Below are 17,523 nucleotides of genomic sequence, written 5' to 3'. Positions count from 1 at the left end.
AAGGATAACAGCCTACTAATAAGAAAGATAAGATAATATTAATAAGCATTCTTTTCATATAAATCTCCATTTTTTACTTTTGTTGGCAAGACTAACTTAGGTTGGCTTGTATTATTTATTCCATCAGACTCTCCCCAGATACGTTTAAAATCTTGATATAGATCTCTATTTAAGATTGGATCAGACACTTCCGCAAAATAACTACTATGTGAATAACAAATCCAGCAATTTCCGCCTGTAACTTCATTATTCCCTACTAAGCCTAATCCCCATTTATTTCCTACAAAATCTGCTTTTTGTACTGCTGAATAAGCACCACTCTGATATGTTTTTCCATCTTCACCTCTATAGCTATATCCGTTGCGTTGCAATTGATTAGCGTAGGCTTGCACATTAGTTGCTGTGCCATAAAAGCGAGATTTTCGGATTGGGATATTCGTTTCGCCTTTCCAAATATTCATATCTTGCAGAGCAATACTTGCCGTTAAACAACCTCGGCTATGATTGCTTGTATCAATTTGAAATTTTTTTGAAGCCATTTTTAAGGAGACATTCTTCTTGAGTTAAAGAATTATTATTATTTTTTAACCTACATCTATTAGAAATAATTTTTGCATCCTCACCACTGCCAGGATATGAATATATATATCCAGATTCTAATGATCTCTTTTTCTCTTTTTCTATACAATTCATATTCCAATCTAAAAAACAATCATGAAAAGGATTCAAAAAACCACTACAACCAAATTGTAAAAAAACAAAAAGCAATAGGAAAATTCTTTTAAAAGGCATTGTCATCTAAACCCCCTCCATCATTCGTCGGTTTAATTAATTTAGGTAATGAAGAATTGATAGGATTTTTGAGATCTATTTCTCCCCATTTTTCTGAAAAATCTTTATATGCTGGATTCTTGATTGTATTGCCATGTGAGTCAATAATTGTTTCATTAGGCACTTCCGCAAAATAACTACTATGTGAATAACAAATCCAGCAATTTCCGCCTGTAACTTCATTATTCCCTACTAAGCCTAATCCCCATTTATTTCCAACAAAATCTGCTTTATGTACTGCTGAATAAGCACCACTCTGATATGTTGTTCCATCTTCACCTGTATAGCTATATCCGTTGCGTTGCAATTGATTAGCGTAGGCTTGCACATTAGTTGCTGTGCCATAAAAGCGAGATTTTCGGATTGGGATATTCGTTTCGCCTTTCCAAATATTCATATCTTGCAGAGCAATACTTGCCGTTAAACCTCCTCGACTATGGTTACTGGTATCAACTTGATAACCCATTTGTTCTGCTTCTCTATACAAATCTTGATTCAGTTTTTGAGAATTATTTAATGGCAATGCTCCCCATAAATATTTGTCATTCACTTTGTCATAAGCAGCATACATAAGTTCTGACACTAAAGAGGTAGCAATCCAGCCTCCATCATATCGACCCGTTGGGCGATTCATCACAACGATGATGCCTTTTTGGTTTGTTTCGGAAATATTCTGTTTTTGTGCATTCTTTAAGGCATCTTCTCGATCATTAAAGATATCTGGATTAGAAATAGTTAAAACATTTCCATTTGCTTTTAAATTAGCTTGCTCTTCGTTTGTTAAATCACTGAGTGACCAAATTTGTCTGCGATTTTTATTGTCACTACAATCACCATTACTTGATGAACATTTTTGATACCACATTTCTTTAGGTGCTGTAGCAGAACGAACAACACGATCGGCTTGCGTACCAGCGAAAACACCTAACATGGTCTTAGTATTGCCAACACTACCTTGCAAAAGACCTAATCCCATATCCAACCAACGAACTTTTTCATCTAGATCTGCAGCTTCATTATCTAATTGAATAGAAAGTCCTGTGTCATAACCTCCATTTATTTTTCTAATTAGCGTTGCATTTTCTCGTTTTTTATCAACGATGGCATATAACTCATTTTTTACATCTTGACGATTTCGATCAAAATCTTGTGTGACGTCACGCTGTAAATCTAGCTCTTTTTGCAACCGCTCTTTATCAAAGTTTTGTGCCAGTTTACCTGTATGTTGTTCTGCTGTGTCTGTCGTAATATCTGTGCTGATTTCTCCTCTCGTTGTTTCTACCGTTTTCCCCGTTTTTGCAAGCTGGGATTGTTCATCTCGAATATGAAGATTTGTGGTGTTAATGCCACTTTTTGTTAGGCTAGATTGACTTTCTTTATCCGAACCAAAGCCAAAGGACATTCCTCCTGTTAAGGAATCTAACCCCTCCGCTAATTTGGCTTGGTTGGTATTCCCTGCACTGTCTCGGCTTGCGGTAGTTTGCTTGCCTTGACTATCTATATAAAGTTTTTCACCTTTGTCATTCACCGCTTGTTTTTGGCTTTGTGCTTGTCCGTATTCCCCTAATGGCGTGTAAAAGTTCATTGCCACTGACCCACTTAAACCAAAACTGCTTCCGCTGTAATTAGCGTGGTTTTTAATATCTGAATAGGAAAGTATTCCCGTTTCAAAACGGTTTTTACCCTCTGTTTCCGCTTGTGCAGTGGAGGTGATTAAGCCACCTTTTAAATCCGTATGCTTACGCACATCAATTTGATAGCCATCATCACCGACAAAAATACCCGATTGTTCTTGTACACTGGCATAATCGGCATTCATTTTCGATTGGTTATAACTGGCAGAGCCTGAGAAGCCATAACCGATACATCCCCCTAAAATGTTAATTTCTATACTTCATATTTTCTATGCAAGTTCTAGTATTATTTCCATCTTGAGCTAAGCACCATTTTAAAGGAGGTCTAAAACGATATCCTATATCATATAAGCATTGATTAACTAAAGCATTTTTTTTTCTATAAAGCTTCATAAACTCATCATCTTCCCTTTTATCAGAAGTTGAATTATTAAATTTATTTTCCAAATAAAAGTAATGATTTCCCATTTGTGCTTTTGCAAAATCATCACAATTTTTAAAATATTTAAATGGTATTTTTTCGCCATCCTTAACCCAGTAATTTGTTGGATCAGGAGACCCGTTGGCTAAATAACATCCTGATAATAATAAAGAAAATAAAAATATAATTTTTTTCATTGTTTTTTACCCGCTTCATTATTAAGAAAAATTTCTCTATTGAAATTTATACGTTCTGTTTTTGGTCCTACTTTCCCCCAAATATTTTTCTGATAATTTATTATTTCTTCGGATTTTTGGGGAGAAATAAATTTAATTGCCTCCTCATCCCGATAATATGCCTTAGTATGATGCCCCATTATCATATCCCATAACGGAATCCCTATACTATTATTTCCTGTGGTATTCGTATTCCCTATGCCAATACTTAAATCTCCTGGAACAAATGGCAAATTGATTCCTGTTGCAACAATATCCCTCGGTGCGGAAGCATATTCCACGCTTCCATCTCTAAATAAGCCAGCTGCCGTTTCGGTATAGCCTTTATCATACAAACCACCCGATAGAGTAGCACCTAAAGTATTATTTGTTATTGGATAAGACGTTCCCACGACATAGGCATTCAATGTTGTATTTTTGAAAGTCATTCCTTCATGTTTTGCCCAATTCATCGCATTTTTTGTACCTGAAGCCCCTAAGCTATGATTGACAGAAGATAAATCTACTCTATTCGTTGGGTTCTGACGATTATATTCATCTAATAATCCCCAAATTTTAGCTTGGTCTCTGCTTGCATTTGATGCGCCAAAAATACTTGGCATATCCAATCCTCCTCTTACTCGTTCAAATACGGTATAAATCAGTTCTGCAGGGAGAGAGGAATACTTTCTTCTTACAATTAAAGCATCATTGTTTAAGTATTCCTTTCCGCCATATTGAATTGCACCTATTGTTCTATCTTCATCAGACTCATTCATTATGCCGTGAACATAAAGACGAGCTAATAACTCTGCTTCCTCTTTAGTTTTTGGTACTGTGAGCTGGTTAACATTTATTTCAGACACCTTGATACATTCAATACTTTGACAATTCTCGTCTTTTTTATGTTTTAAATAGATATTTTGCTCATTTTTCTCTATTTGATAGTAGATTTCATCACCCTGATCGTTAAAGTTATTAACAAACTCTGTTGCAGTATTTAAATCACGTTCTAAATTTGAGCGAATCGTTTCAATATCCGCTTTTTCAACACCTTGATGAAGATTGATTCTAGGAAGCTCCTGTAAACTTTCCTCAACGGTTTTTCCAGTCAGTTTTTGTTGCGCATCACGATTGCGAATGGTGATATTAGCGGTATTGATTGAACTGGTTGTTATCCCCGTTTCGCTTCCTTTATCTTTAACTTGACCTAACAATCCAGTGGCAATGCCTTTGGTGATGCCCCAATTTCCTTGACTGCCAACACCCGCAACACCGCTGTATTCCACTTTTGCAGAGCCATCTTGATGATTTTCTCCAATTTGTCGAAGTTTCATTCCACCTATCTCTTTTGGTGCATCGCCACCACTGACGGTTACACCACCACTTAAGCCAAAGCCACTTGCTGAATGATTACTGTAATTGATGATATTTGAATAGGAAAGTGTTCCCGTTTCAAAACGGTTTTTACCCTCTGTTTCCGCTTGTGCAGTGGAGGTGATTAAGCCACCTTTTAAATCCGTATGCTTACGCACATCAAGTTGATACCCCTCATCACCAGCAAAAATACCCGATTGCTCTTGCACACTGGCATAATCGGCGTTCATTTTCGATTGGTTATAACTGGCAGAGCCTGAGAAGCCATAACCAACAGTCACTTGACCACTCACGTTCATTTGTTTGCCTTTATAGGTCATCGTATCTTGCAAGCTTTCAATATTAAGGTTTTCAACGTTTGCAGTAATGCCTTTGCCTCGCACTTGAGCACCACGAAGGGTCGTGTCCCCACCACTTTGAATGACCGTTTGGCTATGTTTATCACCAATATGGCTAGTTCGCCAAGTGGTTTCATCGCCATTGCCATAGCCTTTTCCATAATTGCCCCCTGCGGTAATCCCAAAAGCAAAACCATCAGAGCCATAACTCACCGCCACACCGGCATTAAAGCCCGTGGATTTATTTTTACTGCGTTCTTGATGCGTTTGTTTGGCTGCCTGTAAATTGATTTCATCATCGGCTTGCAAGCTGGTGCCTTGTTTGCCTGAAACATCTGAACCCACAATGTTAATGTCTGATTCTTTGCCTGCACCGGTGGCTTGGATATTGACTTTACCACCGGCATTGACTTCACTGCCTGTTACACTGTTGCCTTGGGTATCGGTGGTTTGCACATTTTTTTGCTCGCCATAGGTAATAGATACGCTGGCGTTCATTGCTCCTTGAGCCATATTGCCATTCGCCATTTGACTTAGGGTTTGCCCGGCTTTCATTAAGCCTTGTCCCGCTCGATAGGCACTCCAAGCGGTATTGGCAGTTGCCATCGCATTGATTCGGCTATTTTTGCTTTCGCCGACTTGTTTGGCTTGTTCCGCTACAGCGAGGGCATTTTGCACCGCTTGCACCACAGGAATATTTACCGCAATGGTGAAGCCTTTTTGTTCCATGGTGTGTTTATAATGGCTCTCGTATTTGTCATCGGTTGCCAAAATATCGACTTTTTTCGCACCGATATTCACATCGCCTTCCACAGAAGAAACCGTACTGCCTTGTTGTTGGTAATGGTCTTGAGCAAGTAGGGTAGTGTTCCCTTTTAGGCTTCCTACTTGGCTACCTGTAGCGTAATATTTGGTTTGCTCGGTTTCAGTGGTGTCTTTCTTTTCACCAATGGTAAAACCAAATCCCCCTGAGCCCATTAAGCCTGATTTCGTGGTTTTCTCAAAATCCTGTTCGAAAACACGGTTTTCCGCTTCTTTGATTGTGATGTTTTTGGCTTGAGCATTGAGCTGATTTTCTGCCACAATATTTGAGCCTTGAAGGGTCAGGTTAGCATTGCTTTGCAACACCACATTCTTACCATCAATGGTTGAGCCTTGAGCTAAATCATAATGGTGGTCGTGTTTGGTGATATGTGTTGTGGATTGCAGAAAACCACTATGTTTCACTTTAGACGCAGAAGAAAGCTGTTCTTTGTTACGCCCTTCTTCAATGCGAATATCGCCGTTTGAGGAAAGATTTACATCCCCGTTTTCGCTATGGATTTCTCCTTGGCGAACGACAGTACTTTGCTCGCTCACAAGGGTGATATTGCCTCCTCCATTTAACTGTGAACCTACTTCTTGTTGTTGATTTAGACGATAGTAATTATCTACGTCTGCATTGTAATTTGTTTTATTTTGCGTGTTGATTGTACCAATATCAATGTGTTTGGCTTGAATAAGCGTTTCACCTGCACTATTGAGCTTAGCCCCTTTAATCACCACGCCTTGTGGACTATAAATTGTCAGTTTTCCGCTTTTATCTGATACCTCTACCGCAGCAATTTTATCCACTACAGTACGATCAAACAGATTACCAAATTTGTCCTGATATGCTTTATGACTTGTTTGGCTACGAATTTCTATCCCCTCTTTACCCACTAATGTAGCAGCATATTTTGCTTCAATTTGCCCACCAATATTGCGTAATCGATGGTTAGCAAATAAATCAATATTATCCGCCGCTACAATGCCGCTATTTTGAATATAATCAGCTGATATTTGGGTTAAATCACGTCCAGCTATTACACCATTATTTTGTAAATCATCAATGTTGCCTATAATTTGACGGGCAGAAATCACCGCTCCCTTACCATTATGCTGGGATATCTTTAAGTTACGAGGAGCAAGATAGACTTTCGGGACAAGTGCGGTTGTTTTTTCGCCATTTGGCAACGTAATCTCTCGATTAACTAACCAAACCATATCAGAAGTAAGCTCTTGCATTTGGAGAGCGGTTAATTCTACTCCGGGTATAAGATGAAAAGCTTTCGCATAATAAATAGCATTATCCATCAAGGCCTTATATTGCTGGTAATCCGTCAGGTAATTAGCTAAAAAACGCTGCCCTGTTAGCTGGTTAATCTGTTCATTTACTAGACGTTGCTCATAAAACCCATCACCTAGACGTTTTAACATAATATTGTGATCAAACCGCAAGGCATTGAACATATAATCAGAACTTAGCCATTGTTCGCGATTGCTAAAACGTGGATCAGTTTCAATTAAATAGCCATTAGGTGCAGTAGGATTAATCTGATAAAGACTTTGTTGTGGCAAGGTTAGGGCTATTCCGTTAATTTGGCTTGGTGTAATTGCCTCTGATTTCTTCTCAATCTCTGTATTTGTTCCAGAGATAGGCTTTCCTATGACATTTTCTACTTTGTTAAATTCAAAATGAATTGTGGGATGAATATCATTTATATTGCCTTCTCCTGTACTGTAATTCGCCCATACTTTCTTTGTTATACCGTGTCTACGATGCTCTTTGTGAAAGCTATCCCAGCGTCCTTTGTCTGTAACGTTTATTGTCCCTGTAATATCGATATTATTGAGTGATGTCCCTGTTGTGGAATGTAAAGTCTCATTGGTGTCATTGTTTGTAAATACCTCGTTGCCGAGTAATAAATGCTTCCCTACAGAAAGAGTAGAAGCATTATTTTCTAACATTTCGCCAGTTACATGGAAATCACCTCCAATTAATAATTTAGCGGGATCTCGCTCTTCAATGGTTGTGGTAATGGTATGACGATTATAGACCCAATGCATCCAGGCATTCGCTCCAATAGTTTGTCCATCATTCAAATGAAGATAAGATTTACTATCATCTTCGTCATTATTTTTAAGATCAAAATAACCATGTCGCCCTTCTTTATCTACAAGAACATAACGTCGTGCGATATTTTGCGGAGCATATTCTTCTCGATGTTCATCAGTATGAAATTCGCCAAGAATTAAATGTAAATCATGGTTCCAAAGGCGTGCCGTATTCATATAAGCATTCCCTAGTGCTTCAATGGTGGCACTACCATTATCAATAAACATTGCCTCCCCTATGGCGTGATAATCCGAATCTAATTCTCCGCCAATCCCCATATCGCCAGCACTAAAAATCAAGGCGTGGTCTCGATTAGTCAGTGTGCCTACCGCAACATCTAACCGCTCGCGAGCAGCAATCGTTCCTGATTTCTCGCCCTCTTTATCATTTAATGCCATTTGCGTTTCAATCGCAAGATGATCGCCGTAAATTCGCCCAGTGCCTAAATTGGAAAGTGCGGTGCTTTTTAATAAGGTTTTTCCACCATCGATTAAACCTCGATTAAAAATATCATTGGCTTGAATACGAGCATTCTGACCTGATAACTCACCGCCTTGATAATTATTGAGGTGCTGAGCCTGTAAGGTTAAATCTCCTTTACTTACAATTTTACCTTGTTCGTTATTAATATTCAGTTTATCGCCTTGAATTTGCAACGCCCTCAAAGAGAGGATTTCGCCTTGTTGATTTTCCAAATTTTGTGCAAGGTTAAGTTGAATTGTTTCTCCCGCATAAACTGCCCCATTTTGATTTACAAGGCTATCTGCATTTAATGCTACAACTTTGGCTAAGATTCCCTGCTTAGGTTGGCTAGTTTCAGGATCTTTTGTGTTTTGATTAGTGAATTGTTTGGTGTTAATGGTGAGTTTTTCTGTGGATTGAATCAATGAACCTTTAGGGCTGACTTTACTATTATCTACGGATTCCTTTACATTAATTTGGGCAGATTTTCCCTTAATTGTTCCCCCTCTATTATCTAAGTGAGAACTTCTGGTTGTAAGATGAGCTTCTGCGAGCAATTGTCCTTGATTACGTATTTGGTTTTGGCTATTTGCTTGTATATCACCTTTCGCAGAAATGATGCCTTGATTGACTATCCGCCCTTGTGAGTCAATCACAACTTCTCCAGCACTTGCCCCAATATGCCCCGCATTACGCACGCCTAGCCCTTGTTCAGTGCCAACAAGATGAATTTTCCCCGCATACATACCGCCAAGTTCACTCACATCTAAAGCAAAGTGCGGTGTATTTTCACTGAGATTTTGGCTGTCAATGCGGGTAATTTGTAGTTCATTGTCGGCATTGACAAGCTCTGCTTGTTTGACGGTATTTTTCCCTGTAACCACATTGAGCTTTTTACCTGCCCAAATGCCTGCATTGATTTCTGCTTCTCGAGCAAGGATATCCGTATAATCAACACGGCTATTATCTAAGCCTTTACCGCTCACCACCATTTTGCCTTTTTCGACCTGAAAGCCTGTTACACGTCCCGCTTCAATCAGCGGTTTGCCTGTGGTCATTGTGGAGCGGGTGGCGTTAATCGTGCCACAGCCATCACAGTGCAGCCCATTTGGGTTGGCGATAATCACTTCGGCTTTTTTCCCTGCCACTTCAAGATACCCCTTCAGTTGGCTTGGATTTGTGGAAGTAACTTCATTGAGAATGACTTTGGCTTCACTACGAGCAAGGTAAGGATTGCCTTGCACCCAGCCCGCTTGCTGTGTCACTACGGCTTTATGACTGTTATTGAGAATCGCCCCTTTTTTATCCACATTAAAATCTTGGTATTTATTATGGGAAAGCCCTTTATCATTGGGTGTTTGAATATTGATTTGTGGCAATCCATTAGCAGTTTGAAGGACAATAGGTTGCTGATTTTTAGGCGTATTAGGATCGGCTTTGATGATTAAGGTTTCTGCAAATGCCGAAGGGGAAAAGACAAAGCCCAAAGCACAGAATAAACGGAAAGTGAGCGGTTTTAATTTGGCAAAAATCGGTAAAAAACCGACCGCACTTTGTGTTTGAGGCATTTCACTTTTTGCTTTGCCTTCGGCTTTTGCCAGTTCAAAAACCACGATAAGGCGTTGCAGTGTTTTGCTGAAAATCACACGAAAATTATGTTTATTAATAAGAACATTCTCGTCAGCCACAAAAATCCTCATAAACAACCTACCAAAATAAAAACATTAAAAGCCAAGAGAAAATAGGATTCTGTTTTAGGAGTGGTATTAAACGAGCTAGTCCAATACAGCCTATACCCAAAACAAACACCATTAACTATACAATATACTACCTAATTTATTTATAGTTAAATTATTTTTAGTGACCATTGGTCACCAAATCAGACAAAAGCAAAGCGTTAGTTTTTTTATAATAGGCTAAAAATAGTCACCAAATGGACACCAAAAGAAAAGGGAGGATAAAAATGAGATATAAAAAAAGCCGCTCTTGGCGACTATCTTATTGATTTACTTATGCTTTTAAATGGTGCCCGAGGGCGGACTTGAACCGCCACGACTCGAAAGTCGAGGGATTTTAAATCCCTTGTGTCTACCGATTTCACCACTCGGGCAAGTGGAGCGGGAAACGAGGCTCGAACTCGCGACCCCGACCTTGGCAAGGTCGTGCTCTACCAACTGAGCTATTCCCGCAAATTTAACTAACCATTTGGTCCTGCTAAATAACGGGGTGAATTTTACGGATTTATGTCGATTAGTCAAATAGAAATTTCTTACTTTGTGTTTAATTGACTAAAAAAAACTCATTGTAAATTAATATGCTTATTTCAGGATCAAATTTTGTCTACTTTAACATTCTCGCATTTAAGGGAATGCAATCAGACTAAATAAAAATAGATAAAAAACACCGCACTTCAGTTTCAATAAAATGATCTGCCTAAAAAGTCCTAAACACCTAGGAAATTAAATATTGAGTCCTGTATTGCACAGGACTCTAGTTGTTTAACACAGGTTTAATCCCATTCATTATAGTGGCGAATATACTCGTACAGTGCCGCCTCCAGCTTCGTCATATCCATAAAATTACTCTGGGAAAAACCTTTCGATTTCACAATGCTAAAAAATCTTCCATCACTGCATTATCATAGCCATTTCCCTTACTACTCATATTCTGCCCCCCCCCTTTTCATCTATCAACATTTAACGCCCCTCAGCCAATTGACAAAGATAGCCTTGCTCGCTAGGAATCAGCATAGCAACCCCATTTAACTTTCCTTAACTCAACAACATCTTTTCAAACATCGCTTTCAAATAATCCCTATCCTGCATAAACAGAATATTTTTGTCTTGATAGACAGTTTCATCATATTGATGGGTTAAATTTTCCCTTTCGGTGATTGAAAGAATAAAAGCATTGAGCTGAATCGCTAAGCCGTTTTCTTTTTGCAGATTTTTGATTTCTTCTGCTAAGCCGAATTTGGGATCGTCAATGCTCATATGCAAAATGCCTTTGGGGTCAATCAGGCTGAGCCATTGCTTGCCCGTTGCCCGATCCACCAGCCAGAGCAAAAAGTCGGGGTAAAAATTACCTGCCAATGCAAAGCCTAAACCTTTGTTTTTATTGGCGGAGTTGCGGAGCAAATACAACTCTTTGTCGCCGATCCATTGGCTAAGATCTCCGTTGGCTTGAGCGGTTTGCAGATCTTGCACAAAACGGATTTCGCTGGTTTGATTCATATCCATGGGCTTCATGGTGAACGGCAAGGTGTCGGCATTTGCTAGCGTCATAATGGGGTAATACAAATGGGGTGCAAAGCAAATGGCAGTGATGTTGGGGGCTTGCCAGTTGAGGGCTTGTTTTAATTGACCATTTTTAATGGCGTTTTCCAACTGTTTTAATTTATTTGCGTATGCTTCACGCTCCTCATTATTGTCTTTATCAAAGGCAAAATGATAGTGGTTTTGCAAGGCTGGGTGATTTTCGTTCACCTCCACAACTTCATAAAACTGCCCTTCATACAAGCCTTTGAGGGTTTGGTAAAAACGTTGCATATAAAGTTTTAGCAGTTCAATCAGAATCGTTTGTTGTTTTTCAATATCAGCATAACAATGAACGCTGAGTGCCTCTTTCGGAATATACAGGCGATACCAGCCCTCCGTTCGGGCAAAATCTTGAATGCCTTTCTTATGGATTTGCAGATTCCACCACGAGCGTTGCCATTTGTATTCCCACAAAGCGAGATAGATTTTTTCCCAATCAAAGGCGGTAAACAGGCGTTGATCCAGCGTATGATGTTCCCATTTATCCAGTGGTGTGCTGTCGCCTTTGGTGCGATACATTTCAATTTTTGGGTATAAATCCAACTCAATATGCAGGCGTTTGGCTTTGCCTTGATAGCATTCAGGCAGCCTGAAAAATTCAATGCCTTTTTGTTGGCGTTTGAAGCCCATTTTTTGGTTGTCTTTATAGCCGTCTTTTAATTGCAAGGTTTTTAAGGTGCGTTGTGGCAAATTAGCACGCACTTTAAAATCAATAGTCAGCATTTCATCAGGCGGGGTAATGCCTTCTTCTTTGAGGTATTTTTTAAATTCCTCCATATAACCTGCGGCGATGCCGAAAATATTCAGCGTTTCTAATTTTTCCAGAAATACGCCTTGAGGACGTTCATTTTCTTGGCTACGTTTTAACGAATAGCCTTGCCCTTTGAGCCGCACGCCTCGCCCAAACAATTGGATAATTTGGCTACCCTCGCTTTTGCCCATATTGAGCAAGCCCATAGTGGACACCCGCCAGCTCGACCAGCCTTCGGTGAATTTTTTTGAGCCAATCAGCAAATGAATATCGCTGTCTTTGTGGTTAATCTTCCGAAATAAAGAGGGTGAAAAATCATTCTGTACGGTATCAAAATCCCTTTGCGTTTCGGCGGTTTTGGCAAACCCTTTGGCATCGCCAATATTAATCACACCAAAAGCAGGGGCATTGCCTACCGATAATGCCAATTCACCTTCTACGTTTTTATTGTTTAATAAGGCAACCTGCAAACGCCCATCAATGGCGGTATTGAACACTTTTTGCAAAATATCGTTATACAACTCGGCTTCTTTGCCTAAAAAATCCATTAATGGCACAAATTGCCCTCGAAAAATATTTTCCCCCTTTGCATTGGTTAATACAGCGGTATCGCTGAGTAATTGGTTCAGACGGCGTTCAATGGTGGTACGGTCGTTTAAAAAATGTGCCAAAAATTGCAGGATTTTTAAAATATCGCTGTCATCATCGGCAACTTTATTGCCCACAAACACCCACAGCGGTTTTTCAATTTGAAAAGAGGCAATGGCTTTTTGGTGGCGTTCAAATAAATACAGCTGTTGATAAAACACCAATAAGCAAGCGGTTAAATACATCTCACCGTGTGGGGCATAATCTTCATCACGCAAATTGAGGATTTGGCTTTCTTTGCCATAGCCATCGGCGTAAAAATATTTGTAGGAATAATCAAACAACACGGCTTTGGCATACACTTCCAACATCGCCGATTGTTTGATTTCTTGCAATGCCAACACATCGGGCTGTAATTGTGCCAATTGATGTTCATCTAAACCTTTTAGGCTTTTTTTGCCAAACAGAATGCCCGCTTGCTTTTTTTGCCATTCGATTATTTGTTCTTTCACGGTTTTGCCCTTACTCACCGACTGCCCAAAGGTGGCGGAATATTCAAAAGCAAAACCATTGCCAATCAGCTGTTCACGGCGTTTTAGCCACGCATCGCCTGATGTGCCGCGGTGTCCCTCGTCCACCAACACCAAATTGCTGCCTGAAAAACTTTCCACTGCCACCGTTTTATCGCCGTGTTTATCTGCCAATTTATTGATGTCGATCACCTGAATGGCTTCATACAATTCCCCTTGCTTCGGGGATTTATTTTTATCAAATAAAGCAGCGGAAAAATTGGACTGCTCCAATTCCTGAAAATGTTGCTGGCTTAAGCCCTCATTGGGGGTAAGCAAAATAATTTGATCGATTTTATTCGGGCAATAATGCTGATATTGCAAAATATTAACGTGCATCAGCAAGGTTTTGCCCGAGCCTGTGGCATTCCAAAAGGCAATTTTGTTTAAATCTTCCGCTTGATAATCGGATAAATCCAAATGATCGTTTTCTTGCTTATAGCTTGCCAAGATTTGATTTAAGCCCGCCAGCATTGCCTCTGTGCGATGAACAAACCAATCCAAATAAATCTCAGTAAACAACAGCGATAAATATTGGAAATATTTCATCTGCAATTGATGACCGCTGGCTTGATTACGTTTTTCGGTGATGGTTTGCCAATGTTTGACAATATTTAAATCATAACGGCGAAAATCTTCCTCGCTGATTTTTTTAGAAAAAACGTCTTTTAAGGCTTCAAAAAAAAGCGTTTGCCCCTCATTATTTAAGCCGATTAAGTCGTTATCCTTTAAAGCCTTTTTTAAATCCTCAAAACTGTTTTGCCCCAAAAGCGATAAAACCCAGCGGTTTAAAATCAAATGGGCGTGAAAAGTGCGGTGCTTTTTGGAAGCCGTTTTTTTCTGCTTTGCCATTTATTCCCCCTTTTGTGCAAACATTAGGCGTAAAAATTCAGGCTCAATGGCACGCAGGCTTAAACGGCTTTCTGTGCCGTCTTCGTTTTGCCAAAGGCTTGCCATATCGTGATCGCCGTTGAGATAAACCACATCATATTGATCGCTATTGGGGTTAATATTTTGTGCATTAAAGCATTGTGCCACTTCGGCATAGCCCATTTTTTCGACATCACGCCACACAATCAGGCAGCGATCGCCATTCGGCAATGCCCCCTCCACCATCACATAACCCCGTTTCTCTCGTTCATCAGTGATGTGTTGCACACGAAGCCCGAGCAGATAGTTAAAAGTTTCCACCAAGTCAATTTTGGTTTTTGCATAAGCACCTGCGGAATCCGTAGCAATGTTGAGGCAATAATCAAAGGGGTGGGTAAAATCATCGCTGTTGAGTAGCGAGCCTTTGCTTTCCACGTCTAATAAATAACGCAATAAATAATCTTCTTGCACGCTTTCAGGCAGCCCGCCAATAAAATCCGCTTGCCCTTTGAGTTCCAGATTATTGAGGGTGTCTTCATAGCTTTCGAGTTTTAAGACTTTGACGATTTGTGAAACACCATTCAGGCTGCCTGAAGATTTTTTCGCATCCACATTGGCAATTGCTTTTTGAATGCGTGATTTTAGTACTTCATTAAAATATTCACCTTGTTCAACAAGGATATATTTACGTTTTCCACCATCTTCACGATTAAGCTCGATAACGGCGTGTGCAGTTGTCCCACTACCTGAAAAATAATCAAGAATAATCGTATCATCATCAAGCATTCTCACTACATCTTTGAGCATTTGAATAGGTTTTTGACCATTGGAAAATGAAATCCCCAATGCTTCAGAAGATAAGTTGTTGTAATTTAAGTCGTCCCATAAATTACCTTTATTATCTAATTTATAAATAACCCCCTTATTTTTTACTACAACATCTTCAAGGAATGCAATTAAATTCCTAACTCTATCTTTATAAAACAACCTAATTGTTTTGCCTGCATTCTTTCCTTTCTTTGGAATATATTCAATGCTAATCAAATCTCCCAGCTCTCCAGTTTCATTCATTACTTTCGTTCTAATTGAAGATTGAGCATTAGTTGTTCTAAGAATTTTATCTATATATTCATAGTAAACCTTACTTTGGTCGCCATTAAATTCATCAGAGGCTACCTTACTAACAGAGCAAAATTCATAATCTGAATGTTCATAAACTTTGATTTCATCTCCATCAGATGTAACTAAAGATTTAATGTATTTGCCAGCATCAATTCTCTTTAAAACAGTCGTATATTTCCAACTTTTACCAATAGATTTCATGTTTTCAATAAAAGCATTTAATTCCTGCTGTTTTTTGGGAAGATTGATGATTGAAAAGTCATTTTTATTTTTCGCATACAAAAATAGATATTCCACATTATTTTGCAAACTTCCACCTAAATGGCTTCCGCTTACTCCTGCAACTTTGGTTTTTACTGATACCTGATTAACAAAATTTCCTTCTCCATAAATCCCATCACAAAGCTGTTTCAATCTCGCCTGCTCATTATCATCAATCGAAATAAAATTCACCCCATCTTGGCGTAATAAAGGATAGGCTGCCTGAAGACGGTTCTCCATTGTGGTAAGCCAACTAGAATGCTGATAATTGTCTTTATAAATAAACCCATCTGTGCCAGTGTTATACGGCGGATCAATATAGATACATTTCACCTGTTCCCGATAACGGGCCTGCAAAAGATTAAGGGCTTGGAAATTATCAGAATGAATTAAAACACCGTCTGTGTTTGCGTCTAAATCCCATTTTTCAGAAAGCAGTGTGAGCAGTTTTTGTTGATAGCTGGGCGGATAAAGCGAGGTATCCACCACTAAGTGCGGTTGATTTTGCTGGAATTTTTCTAGATTTTGTTCGGCAAGGTTACCCCCCCGAGTATTCTAACGCATTGAAATTAAATAGATTTTTCCAAGCATTTTGTTGAGCTGGGTTGGAGAGGGTTTCAGCTAGCATTTCGGTTGGAATGCGATCGAGGGTGATGAGGTAATGGCTTTGGGCGACAAATTTTTTCTTCAGCCAAAGTTTTTTCTGAAAGTTTTCCAGTTGGGCTAAAAAGTCGATCAGATCGTGGGCAATTTCTCGCAATACTTGGATTTGACGCAGGCTGTTTTCGATTTGAACAAAGCTGTCGGCGTGCTGGATATTATCCAAGTGCATCACTTCGTTTTTGATGTAGAAATCCAATTCACGGCGTAAAAATCCGCCTAAATCTTTGTGGATAAAATAATCCGCACTGTTTTTTTGCGTGTAATCGCTGAGGTGTTTTTCTAATAATGTGCGGTTGGGATTATTGGCTGTCGGTGCTTTTTCCCAAACAGCTTGCCAATCGGTGGAAATAAGACTTTTTAGGGCTTCAATGGTGCGGGCATTTGCTTGCTCTTGTTTGTCTTTTTTCTCCGTTGGGCGGTATTCAAAGCGGATTTCTAGTGTGTTGCCGTCTTCGCTTTGTGCCAATGTTTCGATTTGCTCTTCATTGTATTCGCCATCTTCGTTTTGTTTGGCAATTATTCTTGGCTCTGCCAATGCAAATAAACGTTTAGCATCGTTGTCTTTGCGATTGTCTTTGGCGGTGTCGGCGGCAATCAGGCGGAAAAACACTTCTTTGCCATCTGCAAGTTTAAAGCGGTAGTTGCTAAAATTTTCGCCTGATTTGGTGTAGTACTGATCTTTGTTTGCCCAGTGCAGCAGCACTTCTTCACCGCTATAGGGAATGGCGTAGGTGTCGCCTTTGTAACGGCGTTGGCTGATAAAATCGCCTTCATCGTAGTAGCGAGAAAAGAAAGTGTATAAATGGGAAAAAATCGCTGCCTCACTTTGGCTACCCGCTTGTTGGGCTTGGGCGATTTGTGCTTGCAGTTGTTGCACTTTAGGCGAGGCATCAGGCTCTACCCCTAAGGCTTGAGCCTGTTTTTCAGCTTCGGCTAATTCATTTTGCCATTGTGCCATTTGCCCTTGATTGGCTTGACTGAGGGCTTGGCGGATTTTTTGCGGCAGTTTGTGATTCAAATAATCGTTTATTTGATCGGCTCTACTGTTTAAAATGCGGTAAATACCAAAATCCAAATCCGCACGGTCGGTTTGAAAAATTTCTTTCAGTTTTTGGGTGAGTTGGGGGAGATGGTGCATTTTTGCCTCTCTAATGAGTTTTAGTTATTTAAGTGAAAATAATGATTGT

The 17,523-nt window shown here is 39.6% G+C and carries 8 protein-coding genes, 2 tRNA genes and 1 pseudogene; all 11 read right to left on the bottom strand.

From position 1 onward, the window contains the following. Window positions 1–38 precede the first annotated feature (38 nt). The 11 genes and pseudogenes from HBL79_RS03875 to HBL79_RS03825 all read right to left on the bottom strand — a co-directional run bounded on the left by HBL79_RS03875 (window position 39) and on the right by HBL79_RS03825 (window position 17,474). Window positions 39–539, bottom strand: a complete 501-nt coding sequence (locus HBL79_RS03875; RefSeq protein ID WP_051128069.1) for a hypothetical protein — start codon at window positions 537–539, stop codon at window positions 39–41. Next, window positions 514–798 carry a hypothetical protein gene (locus tag HBL79_RS03870; protein WP_035685184.1) on the bottom strand — a complete coding sequence of 95 codons (285 nt, stop codon included), beginning with the start codon at window positions 796–798 and terminating at the stop codon, window positions 514–516. The genes HBL79_RS03875 and HBL79_RS03870 overlap by 26 nt, the downstream gene beginning before the upstream one ends. Next, window positions 782–2,695 (bottom strand): annotated as a pseudogene (locus tag HBL79_RS12445) (hemagglutinin repeat-containing protein); the annotation flags it as partial. The gene HBL79_RS03870 and the pseudogene HBL79_RS12445, both read right to left, overlap by 17 nt. Window positions 2,696–2,711: 16 nt before the next feature. Then, the gene (locus HBL79_RS03860; protein ID WP_035685190.1) at window positions 2,712–3,083 is read right to left on the bottom strand and encodes a hypothetical protein; all 372 of its coding nucleotides are present in this window, start codon (window positions 3,081–3,083) and stop codon (window positions 2,712–2,714) included. Next, complete coding sequence (locus tag HBL79_RS03855; protein ID WP_046097436.1) at window positions 3,080–9,862, bottom strand: two-partner secretion domain-containing protein; 6,783 nt, start codon at window positions 9,860–9,862, stop codon at window positions 3,080–3,082. The genes HBL79_RS03860 and HBL79_RS03855 overlap by 4 nt, the downstream gene beginning before the upstream one ends. Window positions 9,863–10,218: 356 nt before the next feature. Beyond that, window positions 10,219–10,305, bottom strand: a tRNA-Leu gene (locus HBL79_RS03850). Window positions 10,306–10,308: 3 nt separating this feature from the next. Then, window positions 10,309–10,384, bottom strand: a tRNA-Gly gene (locus tag HBL79_RS03845). A gap of 320 nt (window positions 10,385–10,704) precedes the next feature. Beyond that, entirely contained in the window at window positions 10,705–10,770 is a 66-nt protein-coding gene (locus tag HBL79_RS12600; protein ID WP_370539167.1) for a hypothetical protein, read from the bottom strand. Between the two features lie 196 nt (window positions 10,771–10,966). Then, complete coding sequence (locus HBL79_RS03835; RefSeq protein ID WP_046097374.1) at window positions 10,967–14,272, bottom strand: DEAD/DEAH box helicase family protein; 3,306 nt, start codon at window positions 14,270–14,272, stop codon at window positions 10,967–10,969. After that, on the bottom strand, window positions 14,273–16,159 hold the full coding sequence (locus tag HBL79_RS03830; protein ID WP_158609862.1) for a site-specific DNA-methyltransferase: 1,887 nt from the start codon (window positions 16,157–16,159) through the stop codon (window positions 14,273–14,275). Between the two features lie 52 nt (window positions 16,160–16,211). Beyond that, on the bottom strand, window positions 16,212–17,474 hold the full coding sequence (locus HBL79_RS03825; protein ID WP_167316912.1) for a restriction endonuclease subunit M: 1,263 nt from the start codon (window positions 17,472–17,474) through the stop codon (window positions 16,212–16,214). Between the last annotated feature and the right edge of the window lie 49 nt (window positions 17,475–17,523).

The sequence above is a fragment of the Avibacterium paragallinarum genome (assembly GCF_011765605.1).
In the GTDB taxonomy this organism is placed as follows: Bacteria; Pseudomonadota; Gammaproteobacteria; order Enterobacterales; family Pasteurellaceae; genus Avibacterium; species Avibacterium paragallinarum.
The sequence above is the reverse complement of the archived record's forward strand: the minus strand, read 5'-3'. Positions and strand labels throughout refer to the sequence as shown.